This is a genomic window from Dactylosporangium sp. NPDC051485 (genome assembly GCF_040682015.1).
Classification (GTDB): domain Bacteria; phylum Actinomycetota; class Actinomycetes; order Mycobacteriales; family Micromonosporaceae; genus Dactylosporangium.
Genome location: NZ_JBFAZW010000012.1, coordinates 44,777 through 62,140, shown reverse-complemented (window position 1 = coordinate 62,140; position 17,364 = coordinate 44,777). Strand labels below are relative to the sequence as shown.

12 protein-coding genes are annotated in these 17,364 nt (G+C 74.0%); 1 reads left to right on the top strand and 11 read right to left on the bottom strand.

The window, feature by feature from the left end; translation table 11 throughout:
- Positions 1 to 81 precede the first annotated feature (81 nt).
- Entirely contained in the window at positions 82 to 1,668 is a 1,587-nt protein-coding gene (locus AB0M46_RS09190; protein ID WP_363334092.1) for a DUF885 domain-containing protein, read from the bottom strand.
- Between the two features lie 92 nt (positions 1,669 to 1,760).
- Positions 1,761 to 3,131, bottom strand: coding sequence for a PLP-dependent aminotransferase family protein (locus AB0M46_RS09185; RefSeq protein WP_363334090.1), 1,371 nt, complete (start codon positions 3,129 to 3,131; stop codon positions 1,761 to 1,763).
- Between the two features lie 70 nt (positions 3,132 to 3,201).
- Here AB0M46_RS09185 and AB0M46_RS09180 point away from each other — a divergent pair, with 70 nt between their 5' ends.
- Positions 3,202 to 4,122, top strand: a complete 921-nt coding sequence (locus AB0M46_RS09180; protein ID WP_363334088.1) for a DMT family transporter — start codon at positions 3,202 to 3,204, stop codon at positions 4,120 to 4,122.
- Between the two features lie 29 nt (positions 4,123 to 4,151).
- Here the strand turns inward: AB0M46_RS09180 and AB0M46_RS09175 are convergent, their stop codons facing one another.
- From AB0M46_RS09175 to ppc, 9 genes are all read right to left on the bottom strand, one after another.
- The gene (locus AB0M46_RS09175) at positions 4,152 to 5,204 is read right to left on the bottom strand and encodes an endoglucanase (protein ID WP_363334086.1); all 1,053 of its coding nucleotides are present in this window, start codon (positions 5,202 to 5,204) and stop codon (positions 4,152 to 4,154) included.
- Positions 5,205 to 5,262: 58 nt separating this feature from the next.
- Positions 5,263 to 6,009 carry a methyltransferase domain-containing protein gene (locus tag AB0M46_RS09170; protein ID WP_363334084.1) on the bottom strand — a complete coding sequence of 249 codons (747 nt, stop codon included), beginning with the start codon at positions 6,007 to 6,009 and terminating at the stop codon, positions 5,263 to 5,265.
- Positions 6,010 to 6,036: 27 nt separating this feature from the next.
- Complete coding sequence (locus tag AB0M46_RS09165) at positions 6,037 to 7,509, bottom strand: lipopolysaccharide biosynthesis protein (protein ID WP_363334082.1); 1,473 nt, start codon at positions 7,507 to 7,509, stop codon at positions 6,037 to 6,039.
- On the bottom strand, positions 7,506 to 8,378 hold the full coding sequence (locus AB0M46_RS09160) for a sulfotransferase domain-containing protein (RefSeq protein ID WP_363334080.1): 873 nt from the start codon (positions 8,376 to 8,378) through the stop codon (positions 7,506 to 7,508). Before AB0M46_RS09160 ends, AB0M46_RS09165 begins: the two co-directional genes overlap by 4 nt.
- Positions 8,379 to 8,381: 3 nt before the next feature.
- On the bottom strand, positions 8,382 to 9,590 hold the full coding sequence (locus AB0M46_RS09155; RefSeq protein WP_363334078.1) for a hypothetical protein: 1,209 nt from the start codon (positions 9,588 to 9,590) through the stop codon (positions 8,382 to 8,384).
- The gene (locus tag AB0M46_RS09150) at positions 9,587 to 10,957 is read right to left on the bottom strand and encodes an O-antigen ligase family protein (RefSeq protein ID WP_363334076.1); all 1,371 of its coding nucleotides are present in this window, start codon (positions 10,955 to 10,957) and stop codon (positions 9,587 to 9,589) included. Before AB0M46_RS09150 ends, AB0M46_RS09155 begins: the two co-directional genes overlap by 4 nt.
- Complete coding sequence (locus tag AB0M46_RS09145; protein ID WP_363334075.1) at positions 10,954 to 12,789, bottom strand: Wzz/FepE/Etk N-terminal domain-containing protein; 1,836 nt, start codon at positions 12,787 to 12,789, stop codon at positions 10,954 to 10,956. The genes AB0M46_RS09150 and AB0M46_RS09145 overlap by 4 nt, the downstream gene beginning before the upstream one ends.
- A 91-nt stretch (positions 12,790 to 12,880) precedes the next feature.
- Complete coding sequence (gene cysC, locus AB0M46_RS09140) at positions 12,881 to 14,488, bottom strand: adenylyl-sulfate kinase (protein WP_363334073.1); 1,608 nt, start codon at positions 14,486 to 14,488, stop codon at positions 12,881 to 12,883.
- Positions 14,454 to 17,279, bottom strand: a complete 2,826-nt coding sequence (gene ppc / locus AB0M46_RS09135; RefSeq protein ID WP_363334071.1) for a phosphoenolpyruvate carboxylase — start codon at positions 17,277 to 17,279, stop codon at positions 14,454 to 14,456. Before ppc ends, cysC begins: the two co-directional genes overlap by 35 nt.
- Between the last annotated feature and the right edge of the window lie 85 nt (positions 17,280 to 17,364).

The window sequence follows — 17,364 nt, the reverse complement described above, 5'->3', positions numbered from 1 at the left end:
CCTTGCAGAAAAAAGTTTGGTCGGCCGCCACGGTGCGGCACCCCAGAGCCTATCGTCCGAGCGGATCTTGCCCGCCCCGGGTTAAAGATGAAGCAGCGTGCGCAGGTGGCGCGGGGGCGGCGAGCCGTGGGCCAGCATCCGGTCGTGCCAGTCGCGGAGCGTGACGTTCGCCGGCCGTTCATCGGCGATCTGCCGGACCTCGGTGTAGCCGACGAAGTACGTCGAGAGCTGCGTCGAGCTCAGCAGCGCCCGCCGCCACTTGCCGGCCGCCTCACCCTCCTCCTGGAAGCCGCGCTCCATCATGAGCGCCATCGCCTCCTCCTCGGTCATCCCGTCGCAGTGCACCCGCTGGTCGATGATCGTGTTGATGCTCATCCGCAACTGCATCTTGAGCTGCTGCAGGCGCACCGGGAGCCCGCCGAACCCGCGCTCGGCCATGAGCTCCTCGGCGTAGACCGCCCAGCCCTCCACGAACGGCCCCGACCACCCGATCGCCCGGGCCCGCGTGCGCCCGCGGAACCGCCGCGCGTGGGCGAGCTGCAGGAAGTGCCCCGGCGTCGCCTCGTGCACGGTCAGGTCGCGCACCATGTGGCTGTTGTACTCACGGTAGAACGACTCCACCCGCTCCTGCGGCCAGTCCGACGGCGTCGGCGAGATGCAGAAGAACGTCGGCAGCTCGGCCTTCTCCAGCAGGCCGGGCGGGTCGCAGTAGGCCACCGCCACCCCGCGCGCGAACTCCGGCATCTCCATGATCACCAGCGGGTCGTCGATGAGCGACACCAGGTCGTGCCGGCGCACGAACGCGGTGGCCTCCTCCAGCGACACCTTGGCCAGCTCGACGATCGTGTCGTTGTCCGGCGCGTCCTGCGCCGCCATGGCCAGCGCCTCCCGGGCGGGCCGGCCGGACAGCTCCTGCAGCTCCGCGCTCACCCGCTCGAGGTTGGCCTCGGCCCGCTCGAGCACGGTCCGCGCCGGCAGCTCGGTGTCCAGCGTGTGCCACAGCCGGGCCTCCCACAGCCGGCGCCCGAGCCGCGGGTCCCGGTCGGCCCGGTCCAGCCGCCCGCGCAGCCACTCGGCGAACGCGTCCAGCTCGGCCGCCGCCCGCTCCTGCGCCGGCGCCACGACCTCGGCCATGCCGGGCGCCTCCTTGAACAGCTCCCCGAGCTCCTCGCGGACCAGCCGCGCCGTGCCGGCGAACTGTCCGATGGCGGTCTCGACGTGCACCCGCGGCAGGTCGGCCAGCACCTCCCGCGCGGTCGCCAGCGCATCGGGCACCTTGCTCAGCCGGGCCGCGATCGACACCAGCCGCTCCTCGGCCGGCGCGAAGGGCCGCGAGATCAACCCGTGCAACAGCGTGCCGGGGTTGTGCACGAGCGGGTTCCACTCGTGCTCGCGGATCTCGGTCCGCTCGAACAGCATCCGCTCGACCCGGGCGAGCAGCACGGCGTGGTCGACCTGGTCCTGGACGTCGAGCTCGTCGACGTCGACCTGGCTGAGCGCCGCGGAGGCGTCCCGCAGCATGTCGACGTCCGCCGCCACCCCCTCGGCGGAGTAGTCCGGCATCCGGTCGTCGAACCGGTGATCACCCGCCCCGGCGGCGAGCCCGGGCGCGCACTCGAGCAGCGCGTCGGCGATGTGCTCGGCCAGTGGCACGAAGTCCTGCGACATCCCTCGACGTTATCGCCTGCGCCCCCGGGTCCCGCGCTCCCCCGCGGTTACCACCCGGTCCGCGGCGGCTGGCCGCCGGCGCCGGCCATCCGTCAGACCAGCGAGGCCAGGGTCCGCACCGCCGTCGCGAGCTCGTGCGGCGTGTGCGCGGCGTAGCCCAGGACCAGGCCGCTGGGGCCGCCGGGGCGCATGCGCAGCGTCGACAGGGCCAGCGGGCCCAGGCCGGCGGCCGCGGCCCGCTCGGCCAGCGCCAGGTCGTCCACGCCCGGCGGGAGCTCGATCACCAGGTGCAGGCCCGCGGCGATGCCGCCGATCCGGGCGCGCGGCAGGTGGCGGCGCAGGGCCGCGACCACGGCGTCGCGGCGCTCGCGGTGCAGGCGGCGGGCCCGGCGCAGGTGGCGGTCGTAGCCGCCGCCGGCCAGGAACTCCGCGAAGGCCAGCTGCTGCAGCGCCGGGCCGCCGTTGTCCGCGTCGTGCTTGGCCGCGCACAGGTCGGGCTGCCAGCTCGGCGGGGCGGCGAGCCAGCCCAGGCGCAGGCCGGGGGCCAGGACCTTGCTCACCGAGCCGACCAGGGCGACCCGGTCGGGGGCCAGGCCCTGCAGGCAGGCGACCGGGTCGCGGTCGTAGCGGTACTCGGCGTCGTAGTCGTCCTCCACCACCAGGCCGTCCACCCGCCGCGCCCAGGCGATCACCTCGGCGCGGCGGCCGGGTGCCAGGACCACGCCCGTCGGGAACTGGTGGGCGGGGGTCAGGACCACGGCCCGGGCGCGGGTGCGGGACAGGGCCGCGACGTCCAGGCCGTCGGCGTCCACCGGGACCGGCACCACGTCCAGGCCCAGTCGCAGCAGGTGGTCGCGCAGCGCGGCCGGGCCGGGGTCCTCCAGGGCGATCCGGCGGGTGCCCCGGTCCAGCAGCACGCGGGCCAGCAGGGCCAGGCCCTGGGTGACGCCGGCGGTGACGATCAGGCCGTCCGGCGCGACCAGCGCGGCCCGCACCCGGCCCAGGTACCCGGCCAGCTCGGTGCGCAGGCGCGGCACGCCGGTCGCGTCGCCGTAGTCGAAGTCGGCGTCCAGGGCGCCGGTCAGGGCCGTCTCGTAGGCGCGGCGCCAGGCAGTACGCGGGAAGGCGCCCAGGTCGGGCACGCCGGGGCGCAGCGGGGCGACGGCGGCCGGGCGCGCCGCGGCCTCGCCGGGCTGGCGGGGCAGGGCCGTGGCCACCTCGGCCACGACCGTGCCGGAGCCGCGGCGGCTGACCAGGCGGCCCTCGGCGGTCAGCTGCTCGTAGGCGCCGACCACCAGGCCGCGGGACACCCCCAGGTCAACGGCCAGGTCGCGGGTGGAGGGCAGGCGGGTGCCGGGCGCGAGACGGCCGCCGATGATGGCCTCGCGCAGCGCGCCGACGAGCTGGTCGCCGACGCGCGGCCGGGTGCGGTCGAGCTCGACCAACGCCTCCCAAACCGACAAAAGTGGCCCCCTAAAAGCAGCTCCCAATGGCACTGTAGCGTGGACCACTGGCCCTCGTAAGTTGCTGAGCATGACCCGGCGTTACGCCCTCTACTGCGTGCTGACCTGCGCGATTCTCGGTTGCTCGTTCACCGTGAGCCGGTCGATCGTCGACTATCCGATCCTCACCGGCCAGGCACTTCGCTACTGCCTCGCCTCCGTCGCGCTGTTCGCGCTCGCGATGCGGCAGAAGTCCCGGATTCACCCGTCCGGGCGAGAGCTGGTGCGGCTGGGGCTGGTCGCGGCGACCGGGCTGGTGCTGTTCAACGTCCTGCTGCTGTTCGCGCTGCGGCATGCCGACCCGGCGGTCATCGGCACCATCGTCGGGGTCAGCCCGCTGCTGCTGGCGCTGCTCGGGCCGCTGCAGGAGCGCCGCCGGCCCGCGCCGCGGCTGCTGCTGGCCGCGGCCGTGGTCGTCGGGGGCGCGGTCCTCGTGCAGCACAACCAGGGCGAGCACGACGCCGCCGGGCTGCTGGCGGCGGTCGGGGTGCTGTGCTGCGAGGCCGCGTTCTCGCTGCTCGCGGCGCCCCTGCTGCCCCGCCTCGGCGCCGTGCGGGTCTCGGCGTGGAGCACGGCTCTCGCCGTACCGATGCTGCTCCTGGCCCTTCCCCTGACCGGGGAACGGCCGCGGATGCCGTCGGGCAAGGAGGCCGCCGCCCTCGCCTTTCTCGGGCTGGTCCTGACCGTGGTCGCGTTCGTGTTCTGGTACACCGGCGTGGCGAAGCTGGGCGTGGACCGCGCCGGGGTCTACCTGGCCCTGGTCCCGGTGTTCGCGCTGGTCACGACCGCCCTGGTGGACCGGGCGGCGCCCGATGCGCTCAAGGTGAGCGGGGTCCTCCTGGTGGGTGCCGGACTGGCGCTGTCGGCCGCGCGTGTGCGGCAGGATGCATGGAAAGCGCACTGGCGGCGATCGGCGGCAACGTCTTCGACGCCGGGCGCTGGGCGCGGGTGATGGCGGCGGCCGAGCGGCCGGGCCGGGGCCTACGGCTTCGGTGCGGCCATCGGCTTGTAGTAGGTGTCCTGGGCCAGCGAGGAGCGGAACGCGCCGAACACGACCGGGTCGTCGGAGACCAGGAACTGGTTCGTCGGGCCCTTGTTGTCGAGGGGGTCGGACTCGAAGTACAGCACGGCCCTGATCTGCGGATTGGCCTTGAACGTCCGGGAGGCGTCGGCGAGCCAGGCCGCCCGCTGCCCGGTACCCCAGCTGCGGGCGATGCCGAACTCGCCGACCATCACCGGCTTGCTCGGGTGCTCGGCGCAGAACTCGAGGAACGGCCGCATGAGGTCGCCGATGGTGCCGTACTTCGTGCCGGCGTACACGTCGACGCAGGTCCAGTCGACGGCGTCGTCGCCGGGGTAGAAGTCGGCCGCGTAGCCGCCCTGGAAGCCCTCGGCCGTCGGGCACCACACCCAGGAGGCGTTGGTGGCGCCCTCCTGCTGAAAGACGTTGCGCACGTACTTCCACGCCGCGATGTAGTCCGCCCCCGACCACATCTGGGCGCGCAGGTTCGGGCGGTCCATCTCCCAGCGGTACCGCAGCAGCACCGGATGGCCGAAGGCCTTGAGCTCCCGGGCCCGCTGCCGGATCAGGTCGTCGTAGCGGCCCATGGTGATCAGGCGGGTGTCGCCGCCGGCCCACGACAGCATGAGCGTGCTGCCGCGGGCCACGAACTGGCGGTCGGAGTCGTTGATGAAGGTCTCGTCGAAGCGGCGGTACGTGTTGACGATCGCCATCTTGCGGCCCAGCGAGTGCTCCCAGGCCGTCATCGCGGTGACCCGGCCCGACTCGGTGAGGCGCTCCGGGCGGACCCACGCGCCGAGGTACGAGCCGTGCTTCGGCGGCGACACGGGGCCCGCCGCGTACGGCCCGAGGGACGTGGCGATGGACGGGGGCCCGCCGGCGTCCACCGTGGACGACGGGGCGGCCGCCGGCGGTCCGCCGCGATGGCCGCCCTCCAGCACCATCCACGTCACCGCGCCGGCGGCCACAACGGTCGCGGCCACCACGGCGATCGTCAGCACGATCCGCTTCATGTCATCCCTTCCCGGTGGGGGCTCCGCCCACCACCCCTGACGCACGGAGCCGGGCTCCCTACTTGGGAATGCGCCTTGCTACATACAGAACGTCCGTGGCGACGGCGGAGAGACGGCGCGAGCGGGTGGCGAGGTCGTCGGCCCGCCGGGCCATCGGCCGCAGCCACTCCCGGCGGTAGGCCCCGGCCGGGAACACGGCGAAGCCGCGCCGGTCGATGACCTCGAAGCCGTGCCGGGCCAGCAGCTGCTCGACCTCGCCGTGCTGCAGCTCGGCGAACCACTGGTTGCCGCGGTGCCGCCGATGGCGCAGGTGGCGAAGCGACGAGCGGTTGCCGTGGTTCTCCACGACCAGCAGGCCCGAGTCCGCCTCCGGCAGGATGCGGGCGGCGAAGGCGATCGCCCGGTCGCGCACGTCCTTCGGGGCGTTGAGCAGCAGCCGGAAGATCGTCACGAGGGCCGGGCCCTCCACGGTGGCCGGCTCCGGCAGCGGCCCCTCCTCGTCCACCTGGTGCAGCTTGGCGTAGACGCCGGCCTCCTGGGCCTTGGCCAGCATCTGCTCGGAGGTGTCGTACCCGTGCGCCGCCCGCACCACGCCGTGCAGCAGCTTGATCGCCCGCCCGGTCCCGCAGGCGAAGTCGTGCTGGATCGGCCGCCGGGCGGTGAACTCGCGCCGCACCAGCCGGCGCAGGAACGCCCGCTGCCGGCCGCTGACCGCCGTGGCGTAGGTCTCCGGCGCGTACACGACCCGCTCGTATTTCTCGACCGCCGCCTCCGACTGGAAGACCTCCGCGTAGTCCGTCCTCAATTTCGTTCCCCCCATGCGTTCAGTGCGTCATCTTTTGCCGTGCACGAGTACTTCTCTGAACCGCACCGCCGCGTAGCAGTACGCGGCGGCGCCCGCCCCGGTGGCGGCGATCTGGACGAGCAGCCCGGGGTGCAGCGGCCACAGCAGCAGCTGGGGCGCCGCGAAGCAGGCGGTCGCCATGGCGCAGGCGAGCAGGGTCGCCCGGCCGAAGGGATGCAGCCCCAGCCCGCGCACCTGCGCGAGCGGGACCAGGTTGTTCACGAGGACCGCGGCCGCGAGGCCGAGGGACGCGCCGAACGCACCGGTATGGGGGACGAGCAGCGCGTCGATGCCGAGCATGACGAGCAGCGCCAGCCCGACGTTGAGGAGGTTCCACCAGGTGCGCCCGGCCATGGCGAGCACGATGTCAACCATCCCGCAGGCCGTCGCCACCAGCATCGCCGAGGCCAGCACCCGCACCACGCCCACGCCGCCGGCGTAGTGCTCGCCGAAGATGCTCAGGTAGCGCGGGGCGTAGGTGAAGACGAGGAGGTACATCGGCCAGCACAACAGCACCACCCAGGCGGTGGACTGGCGGTACAGCAGGTTGGCCCCGGCGGTGTCGCGCACCGCGAGCCGCTCGGCCAGGCGGGGCTGGACGGACTGGGCGACACCCTGGTTGACGAACTGGCCGAGGATGACGAACCGGCCGGCCACCGCGTACATGGCGGCGGGGGCCAGGCCGGCCAGCGAGGCGACCATGAGCACGTCCACGCGCTGCAGCGCCATCTGGGCGAAGCTCGCCACCGCCCTGGGCGCGGTGAAGCCCCAGAAGCGTCTCGGGGTGAAGTCGGAGGTGTCCGACGCGTCGAGGCGCAGTCCGGCCTTCAGCCGCTTGAGGGCATACCCCGCCAGCAGCGCCGCCGGCACGTACGGCAGGGCCCACAGGGCGGCGAAGACCTGCTCGCCCCACCCCGCGGCCCACACCAGCGCGAGGAGCACGAGCTGCGCGGCCGGGCGCATCACGCGGTCCAGCAGCACCGAGGGCCGCATCGCGCGCAGCCCCCGGGTGGTCGCCAGCAGCACGTCGGTGAACGCCGCCGCGGGCAGGAACAGCGCGAGCGCCCGGGTCAGGTCGGGCCGCCCCGGCACCAGCTCCGGCGCGACGAAGAGCCCGGCCGCGATGAACACGGAGGCGAAGGCCACCGGCAGCAGCGCCACCCGCAGGCATTCGGCGAACCGGGACAGGTCGCCGACCGCGCGCATCCGGGCCGGCCAGTAGACCAGCGACGTCTGCAACCCGAGCTTGGCCACGGTGACGCCGAGGCCGAAGGTGGCCGTGGCGGCGAAGAAGGCGCCCGCCGCGTGCGGGTCGAGGGCCCGGGCCGCGAGCCACGTCACCCCGACTCCGGCCACCCCGGTGCAGGCCGCGCCGATCAGGTTGGCGATCCCGCCACGGGCCGCGCCGCGCAGCATTCCGCCGGGCGACTCGATCGCGGGCCGCTCCAGCGTCGCGGTCACGAAGTCATCCAGGAGGGCCGGTAGCCGAGCCAGTCGGCCAGCCGCTCGTCGTAGGGGGCGTAGTGCGCGGCGAGCCGCTGGGCGATTGAGTCGTCGAGGCGGTTGCGGGGCCGCGCGTTGTGCCGCTCGAAGGGCGGGTAGGAGTTCACGTGCGGCAGGCCGAGGAAGTCCACGACGGCGTCGTAGACCGGCTCCGGGTTGGTGAAGAACTCGGTGCTGTCCACCACGTGCACCCGGTCGCGGCCGAGCAGCCGGGCCATCGGCTCGAGGTACTCGATGTACTCGCCGCGGGCCCGGTAGGCGTGGTGCTGGTGGGCGAAGCTGTAGGCGTGCGGGTCGGACAGCAGCCGCTCCCGCTGCCCCTCCAGCCGGTCCTCCTCCAGCTCCAGCGCGCGGGCGAAGTCGACCTCGGTCTCGAAGCCGCGGGCGACCTCGTGGGCGTGCTGGGAGTAGGCCCGCTCGACGGGGTCGCGGACCAGCACCACGAGCCGCACGCCGGGCAGGTCGGCGGCGATGCGGGCCAGGGCGTGCGGGTGGTACATGTAGTACGGGCTGGACTCGAACGTCTGCGCGGGCACCCCGAACTCGGCGCGGACCCGCTCGGCCCGCCGCTGCAGGGGGAAGTGGCCGCGGTACCAGCGCAGCCCGCGGTGGTAGCCGACGTCGAAGTAGTGCACGCCTTTGTGCAGCACCGCCTTGATGACGGCGGGGTGCGCGGCCAGGGCGCGGTAGAGCGACGTGGTGCCGCACCGCTGCCCGCCGCAGATGAGGAACGACGGCAGCATCCGCCGGCTCGCGGTCAGCTGGCCGTAGTTGCGGGATCCGAAGTGGACGATGCGCTTCATCGTCTCGGGCACCTGCACTGCCATGGGTTACAACGCCTCCACTCGCGCGACGAGGACGGGCAGCAGCCAGCTGCCGAGCACGCCCAGCCGGGCGCCGGCCTCCGCCTGCCGGTCGGTGACGTACCGGGTGGCCAGGTCGATGAGGTACAGCAGCGCGGTCACCTCGACCGCCTGGCGGTGCACCACCCCGAAGGGCAGCAGCAGGCCGGGCGCGGCCGCGACGAGCTCGTTGACCGCCTGGCCGGCCGAGGGCGAGCGGCCGATGCCCAGCTGCAGGGCGTGGTGCAGGGCGTCGAAGCCGATCGGCACGCCCGGGGTGAACCGCTCCCAGTCCCAGACCAGCACCCCGCCGGCGACGCTGGCCATGTTCCACGGCGACCAGTCCCCGTGCCAGGAGCCGAACCGCAGCTCGACGTCGCCGGCCGCGCGGGCCACCCGGTCGGCCGCGGTGCGCAGGGCCGCGCCCTCGGCGTGGTCGGCGACGGCGGCCAGCCGGGCCCGCAGCCGGGTCCAGTAGCCGCTGCCGCCCAGCGTCCCGCGGCCGGTGCCGCAGCAGCGGGCCACCTCGAGCATCGCGGCGGCGAGCCGCGGGGCGGTCAGCGGGGCCCGCGGCAGCCAGACCGGCAGCGCCGACTGGACCAGCACCTCGTGCTCGCCCCACTGCCCGGCGTGCAGCACCGAGGGCACCTGCACGGCGCTGAGCCCGGCCGAACCGACCGCGGCCAGCGCGTCGGCCTCGGCCCGCACCAGCGTGCGGGTCAGGGCCGAGGTGCCGAGCTTGGCGAAGGCCAGCGTGTTGCCGGCCGCGTCGAGCAGCTGCAGCACCGGCTTGCGGTTGGCCCGGGCCGGTCCGATGTGGACGCTCAGGCGCAGGCCGGCGCCGAGGGAGCGGGCGAGGTACGCGTCGATGGTGTCGGCGGCGGGGTGCAGCCGCAGCCGGTCGCGCAGCAGCAGGCCGGACAGGCCGGTGCGCAGTGCGGCGACGACGGCGTCGCGCTTGAGCCGGGCCAGCCGGGACTGCGGCTCGGCGTAGCGGCGCACCGCGGCCGCGGCCACCCGCCGGTCGTCGGCCGGCACGAGCAGGCGCGGCTTGCGGGCGTTGGGGATGACGAGGTACTCCACCAGCCGGTCCCCGGAGCCGGGGTACAGCAGGGCGAGGACCTCCTCGATGTACTGCGCCCGCAGCTGCTCGTCGTCGGCCCGCAGCTCGGCGGGCGCGGTCCTGATCGGGCTCATGGCTGGCTGATTCCCCTCTGCTGGTTGCGCCACAGGACGGCATAGGCCAGGAACGTCAGTGCCAGCGGGGTGACGAGCGAGTTGTACCAGAACATCGCCGTGAAGCTGGACACGATCGCGGCCCCGCCGGCCAGCCCGATCGGGGTGGCGTCCCGGCGGAACCGCCACAGGCCGAACAGGAAGAAGCCGACGTACGTCACCGTGCCGAGCAGCCCGTGCGCGTAGAGCAGCTGCCACAGCTGGCCGCCACCGCCGATGGTGAAGTTGCCGCAGCGCGCGCAGCTCGCGCTCTCCCCGACCGCGATCGAGTTGCGCCCGCCGATGGTGTTGCGGGTGGAGCCGAAGCCGATGAGCGGCGACTCCCACATGCCGTCGATGGCCTTCTGGGTGGTGTACATGCGCACGCCGTTGGACTTGCCGTGCTCCACCCGCGCGTTGACCACGTCGCCCAGCGGCGTCACCGCGAGCGCCACGGCCACCGTCACGGCGGCCACGGCGATCAGGCCGAGCGCGGCGAACTTCCCGCGCAGGGCCAGCCGCACGGCCACGTAGACGGCCATCGCGGCGAGGCCGATCCACAGCCCGCGGTTGAGGGAGTACACGATCGGCACCAGCGACACGAGCAGCGTCACGGCGGCGAAGATCTTGACCAGGCGCCGGCGCGCGAAGGCGAAGGCGGCGACCGCCAGCCAGCCGACGAGCTGGCACAGGTTGTTGCCCCAGGTGTTGGTGTACCCCCACGGGGCCCCCGGCCGCGGCGCCTCCCCGCCCAGCAGGTTCATCACCTGCGCGGCGGTCGGGTGCACCATCGACTGCACGAAGGCGTCGTGGCGCATGTGCCCGGGCAGCAGCAGCTCGAACGGCGCGGTGAACTCGAAGCGGGGCGCGGCCATGCCGAGCACCCCGCCGGCCACGGTGACGACGAACAGCCAGCCGAGCAGCCGCACCAGCCGCTCCTGGGTGAGCGCCCGCCGCTCGAGGTTGCCCGCGTAGACCAGCAGGACGCTCAGCGCTCCGTAGCCGCCGAGGCGGAACGCGAAGGGCACCAGGCGGCTCTGCGCCGTGCCCGGCACCGTGCCGGCCGGGTCGGCGCCGAGCGTGAACAGCCCGAAGGCGACCACCGCGAGGAACAGCAGCCAGAGCACGAAACCCGGCGGCAGCTTGACCACGTGCCCGGCGGCGCGGTGGCGGACCAGGGCCCACAGCATGGGCACGGCGGCCAGGAAGAAGATGAGCACGCCGAGGCCGAGGGCCCACCACAGGGGGTACAGCAGCAGGATCCCGGTGAGCGGCCAGGCCGGGAGGCGATGGGCCGCCCGCCGCGGGGGCGCCGCTTCGACGGAGGGGTGGCTCGCGAGGATGGTCATCGGCGCTTGTCAGCGCCGTTCTCACTGGGCGCCTCGGCCGGGATGCGGGTGACCGAGATGGTCCGCGTCTGCCGCTTGGGCGGCTGGGTGGGCGTCACGACCGGGGCGGGAGACGTCGGCACGGCGGGGGAGGTCCGGAACCGCTTGGCGACGACCGGCTCCTCTTCCTTCTGCACCTCCGGCTCCTTCGGCGGGAGCTTCTCCAGCACCGCGGTCATGTCGTCGGCCGGCACCTGCGCGGTGGCCGCCGCGGCCTCGCGCTCGTCGCCGCCGCGCGGGGCGGCCAGGCGCGGCAGCACCACGGCGCCGAGCAGCGGGGTGCCGACCCGGCGCAGCTGGTCGGCGGCGTCGGCGATCTCGGTGTTGCGGGTGCGGCGCAGCTCGACCGCGACGATCGCCGCGTCGGCCAGCGCGGCCAGGCTCTGCGCGTCGGCGCTGGTCGCCGTGGAGGGCGCCTCGACCACCACGTAGGCGGCCCGCTCCCGCAGGGTGGCCAGGGTGTCGCGCAGCGCCTGCGACTGCAGCAGGCCACCGGCGCTGGCGGTGCCGCCGGTGGTGACGACGCTGAGGTTGGGGTGCCTGGGCGCGCGCTGGGCGGCGCTGCTGAGCGAGAACCGGCCGGCCAGCACGTCGGACAGGCCCGGCACGGCCCGCACGCCGAGCATCCGGTGCACCGAGGCGGTGTCGACCAGGCTGTCGGGGAGGTGGGCGCAGACCAGCACGGTCTCGGCGCCGGTCCGGGCGAAGGCGGCGGCCAGGTTGGCCGCGACGACGGTCGAGGCGGCACCGCGGCTGGCCCCGGCGACGACCACGACCTGGCCGGCCAGCGCCACGCGGGCGTCGCCGCCGGCCGGGGCCGGGATGCTCGCGAGCACCTCGTTGCGGAGCCGGTTGAAGATCCGCCCGCCGGCGCCGAAGGGGGCGAAGACGTCGTCGAGGCGCGGCTTGACCCGCCCCGGCACGGCGGCCAGCACGGTCACGTCGACCCGGCGGGGCAGGTCGGCCGGGCGGCGCACGCGCTGGTCGAGCCGCTCGCGCAGCATGGCCGCGCCGACGCCGAGCAGCAGCCCGGCCATCGCGCCGCTGGCCAGGTTCAGCAGCCGGCGCGGCTTGACCGGGGACCGGGGCAGGTCGGCGTCGCGGGTGATCTTGCCGGCGCTGACGGTCGCGGTGAGCAGCTGGTTGAGCTGGCCGGACAGGGTGTTGATCTGCGACGTCGAGGTGCTGCGCTGGCTCTCCAGGTTGGGCCGGTTGGGATCGTTCGCCTTGAGCGCGGCCAGCTTGTTGTTGATCTGGGTCAGCCCGGCGTTGAGCTGGTTGATCTTGTCGTTGAGGATCGCGATCCGGCCGGCCACGTCCGACTTGGCCGACTCCTCGCGGTTGCGCAGGTAGGCCTCGGCGAACGCGTGCGAGCCGGCCTGGGCCTGCTGGGCCGTGTCGGCGGAGAACGTGATCAGCAGGAAGGTGGTGTTCGGCGGTACCTCCACCCGCACCGCGGCCGCGAGCGTGTCCGGCGGCGTGCTCGAGCGCATGAGCGCGGCGGCGACGGTGGCGACGGTGGTCGAGGTGACCAGCTGGGCCTCGTTGTCGAGGTTGATGTCGCCCTTGGTGCGCCCGTTGGTGGAGTTGGCGTCCTGGCCGTTGCCGATCGGCGAGACGAGGACCGAGGTCGACGACTCGTACACCTTCGTCTGCGTGGTCGTGAACTGCACGGCGCCGGCCAGCCCGGCCAGCACGAGGACCAGCACCAGCCACCAGTGGCGCCGGGCCATGCCGAGCAGATCGACGCCTGGGGAGTCGGGTTCGGCGGAGTGCAGGCGATTGGCGTCCATGAAGCGGCGGCCCCTTCGGCGTCAGGTTCTCCAGCCTCTAACGCCGAGGGTCGCGCGGACGTAATGGGACATAGGTCCCCGTTCACCCTTGTCAGGGTATGGGGCGCGGATCCAGCCAGCCGTTGCTGCCGAGATAACGCAGGACCCGCGTCACGGCCTCGCCCTGCGACAGCTCGGTCGTGTCGATGACCAGCTCGGCGTCCAGCGGCTCCTCGTAGGGGTCGTCGATGCCGGTCATGCCCTTGATGAGCCCGGCGCGGGCCTTCGCGTAGAGGCCCTTGCGGTCGCGCCGCTCGCACTCCTCCAGCGGGGTGGCCACGTGCACCAGCACGAAGCCGGCGCCCGCGTTGTGGGCGAACCGGCGGGCCGCGGCGCGGGCGTCGCGGTACGGCGCGATGGGGCAGCAGATGGCCACCCCGCCGTGCCGGCCCACCTCGGCCGCCACCCAGCCGATGCGGCGGATGTTGGTGTCCCGGTCCTCGGCCGAGAAGCCCAGGCCGGCCGAGAGGTGGCGGCGCACGATGTCGCCGTCGAGAAGGGTCACGGTGCGCTCGCCGGTCTCCAGCAGCGCGTCGGCCAGGCCGGTGGCCATGGTCGACTTGCCCGAGCCGGACAGGCCGGTGAAGAAGACCACGAGGCCGCGCTGGCGGCGGGGCGGCCGGGACCGGGTCAGCTCGCGGGCGACGGCCGGCGGCGTGTGCCACTCGGGCAGGATCGTGCCGCGGTCGAGGTGGTCCTCGATCTCGGCCACGGTCAGCGGCAGGCGCCGGTGCCGGGGCGGGATGTCGTCCAGCGACCGCCACTGGCCGTCGCGGCCGTCGTAGGCCAGCTCCCGCGGCACCAGCACGCGCAGCCCGCCGCCGGAGAGCATGGACTCGCTGGAGGCCAGCAGGTGCGTGACCCCGTAGGCGGCGGCCACCCGGGTGCGCAGCATCGCGTCGCGGATGTCGTCGCCGTCGTGCTTGGGCAGCGGCAGGGCCACGATCGTCGAGGCCGGCATCCGGTCGCGGGCGGCCAGCACGCAGCGCACCAGCGCCTCCGGGGCGAGCCCGTCGGGGCCCGGCCCGTCCACCGGCACGAGCACGACCAGGTGCGCGGCCAGCGTGCGGGCGGCCCGGGCGATCTGGGCGAGCTGCGGGCGGTGCAGCGGGCGGTCGGCGATCACCCCGAGGACGCGCCCGGACGGCAGCGCGCCGCGCACCTCCGCCGGGGTCCGGCGCATGCGGCGGAAGGCCCCGTGCCCGCCGTCGCCGAGCCGGAGGACCCGGCCCGCCGCGCCAAGCGTGGTCTTGCGGGCCGGGTACAGCTCGGTGACCTCCAGCGCGGCCACCGGCGCGCCCTCCAGGTCGGCCAGGATGAGCACCCGCCGTAACGGGTTGAACACGTCGAGATGCTCGGACAGCGACCGGGGCACCTCGAGCGTGACCGGCACCGGCCAGGCCGTGCCGTCGGCCAGCCTGCCGGTGCGGCGCAGCGCGATGAGGTCCGCCGAGCCCAGGAAGCCGGTCAGGGGCGTATACGCCCCTGACAACAGCAACTCGAGGTCCGCTAGCTCGGAAGGTTTCGGCGTATACGTCGGCGCGTCCCGCAGCACGTCGTCCGGCAACGCCCATCCATCGACTGCCCAGCCGTTCAATGACACGCCCGCAAGCCTGCCACAGCGCTCATCCGGTGTTGCGCATGCCCGCCGCGATGCCATTGATCGTCGTCAGCAGGGCCCGCTCCAGCGCCGGATCGGGCGAGGATCGCCGGCCGCCGGGCCAGGCGCCGCTGTCGGCGCTCTTGCTGGCGCGGTACTGGTCCAGCAGCGTCACCTGCAGGTGGTGCAGCGGCTGCAGGTAGGTGTCGCGCACCTCCAGCGTGCGCTGCAGCACCGGCTGGTGGTCCAGCGGCCGCTCCTCGCCGGTGATCGCGAGCACCTCGGCCAGCGTCTGGCGGTACTCCTCGCTGATCACGTCGAAGATCGGCTGCAGCGGCTTGGGGACCAGTGTCTCGACGTACCGCGACGCGATCTCCAGGTCGGTCTTCTGCAGCATCATCTCGACGTTGGACAGGAACGTGGCGAAGAAGTGCCACTTCTTGTGCATCTCGCGCAGCACGTCGCCGAGGCCGGCCTCGCGGGCCGCCTTGAGGCCGCTGCCCACGCCGAACCAGCCGGGCACGATCTGGCGCGACTGGGTCCAGCCGAACACCCACGGGATGGCCCGTAGCCCGGACAGGCCGGCGTCGGCGTTCGGCCGCTTGGCCGGGCGCGAGCCGATGTTGAGGGCGCCGAGCAGCTCGGTGGGGGTGGCGGCCCAGAAGTACGCCGGAAGGTCGGGGTTCTCCACCAGCGACCGGTAGGTGGTGAACGCCGCCGAGGACACCGTCTCCATGGCCGAGTCCCAGCGGGCCAGCTCCTCGGCGGGCTGCCGGGGCTCGGTGTGCAGCAGCGCGCTCTGCAGCACGGCGGCCAGGGTCAGCTCGAGGTTCTCCCGGGCCAGGGCCGGCAGCGTGTACTTGTCGGAGATGACCTCGCCCTGCTCGGTCACCTTGATCGCGCCGTCCAGCGTGCCCCACGGCTGGGCCAGGATCGCCTCGTGGGTGGGGCCGCCGCCGCGCCCGACGGTGCCGCCGCGGCCGTGGAACAGCCGCAGCCGCACGCCGTGGCGGGCCGCGACGTCGCGCAGCTGGCGCTGGGCCTTGTGGATCATCCACTGTGAGGTGGTGATGCCGGCGTCCTTGTTGGAGTCGGAGTAGCCGAGCATGACCTCCTGCACGTCGCCGCGGGCGCGCACGATGGCCCGGTACACCGGGATCGACAGCAGCTCGTCCAGGATCTCGCCGGCCATCTCCAGCTCGCGGGCCTGCTCCAGCAGCGGGGCGAACCCGACCCGGGCGCGCGCGGACTCCATCGAGGCCCCGCCGAAGCCGGCCCCGGCGCTGACCTCGACCAGGCCCCACTCGCGGGCCAGCACGACCGCGGCCAGCACGTCGTCGATGCCCTGGGTCATCGAGATGATGTACGTCTCGACGACCTCGGGGCCGAAGCGGTCCTGCACCTCGCGGATGGCCGCGAACACGTCGAACGTCTTGCGCGCACTGTCGCTCAGCCCGGTGTCGCGGGTGGCCAGCGGCCGGCGGCCGTTGAGCTCGTCGATGAGCAGCTGGCGACGCCCGTCGCGGTCCAGCTGGGCGTAGTCGACCTCGCCGACCCGGCGGTACAGCTGGGAGAGCACCTCGTGGTGGGCGTCGGCGTGCTCGCGCACGTCCAGCGTGGCCAGCTGCAGGCCGAAGGCGGACAGCGTGCGGATCGCCGAGGCGAGCTTGCCGGTCGCGGCCAGCTGGCCGCCGTTGCGGGCCAGCGACGCGCGCATCAGCTCGAGGTCGGAGATCAGCTCGCCGGTGCCGAGGTAGTCCCGGCCGGGCTTGTGCGGGGTGCCGGTGGCCAGGCGGGTCCGGGTGTGGTCGAGCTTGAGCCGGATGCAGCGCAGCTTGAGCCGGTAGGACTCCTCCATGTTGACCCGGCGGTAGCGGGGCGGCAGCTCCGGCAGGTTGTCCAGGTCGGCGGCGAGGCTCGCGGAGAGGTCCAGCGAGACCCCGCGCAGGCGCTTGGAGACCGAGATCTCGTCGATCAGGGCGTCGATCACGCCCTCGGCCATGCGGATGCCGTACTCGTGCTGGATGAGCAGCACGTCCCGGGTCACCGCCGGGGTCACGAACGGGTTGCCGTCGCGGTCGCCGCCGATCCACGAGCCGAAGGTCAGCGGGCGGGCGGTGGGGGCCAGCTGCACGCCGAGGTCGCGCAGCGTCTCGTAGAGGTCGTCCAGCACCTGCGGCGCGGCGCCCTCGGCCAGGTCGGCGAGGTAGTACACGGCGTTGCGGGCCTCGTCGCTGGGCTCCGGCCGCTCCAGGCGCAGCTCGTCGGTCTGCCAGAGCAGGTCGAGCAGCTCCGCCAGGCGGCGGTCGGTGCGCGCGGTGCGGCTCTTGTCCGGCTCGGCCGAGCCGTCCAGCGCGGTGGCCACGGCCTCCGCGTCCAGCTCGTCGCCGACGGCCCGCAGCTTGGTCAGGATCGAGCGGCGCGCGGCCTCGGTGGGGTGGGCGGTGAAGACCGGGCGGACGGCGAGCTTGGAGGCGATGGAGCCGATCTCGCGGACCCCGACGCCGCGGTCGGCGATCAGCTTGGCCGCCCGCTCGAGCCAGCCGCCCTCGCGCACGCGGATGCGGCGCAGCTCCCGGGCGCGGTGGACCTGCTCGGTGATGTTGGCGAGGTGGAAGTACGTCGAGAAGGCCCGGGCCAGCTGAGTGCCCGTGACCACGTCGAGGCCGTGCAGGCGCTCGGCGGCGGCCTCCGGGTCGGTGCGGACCAGCGCGCGGACCTCCTCCACCAGGTCCAGCAGCTGCTGGCCGTCCTGGCGCACGAGGCTCTGGCCTAGCAGCGACCCCAGCCGGCGAATGTCGGCACGCAGGGCGGCGTCGGCGGTCGACTCTTCCGAGGTCCCAGCGGACATGTTGTGTCCCCTCCAAGTTGGCTCGGCTCGGCTTGGGGGGACGGCGCTGTCCGATTCAGGGGCATCGTATCCGCTGCGGGGGCGC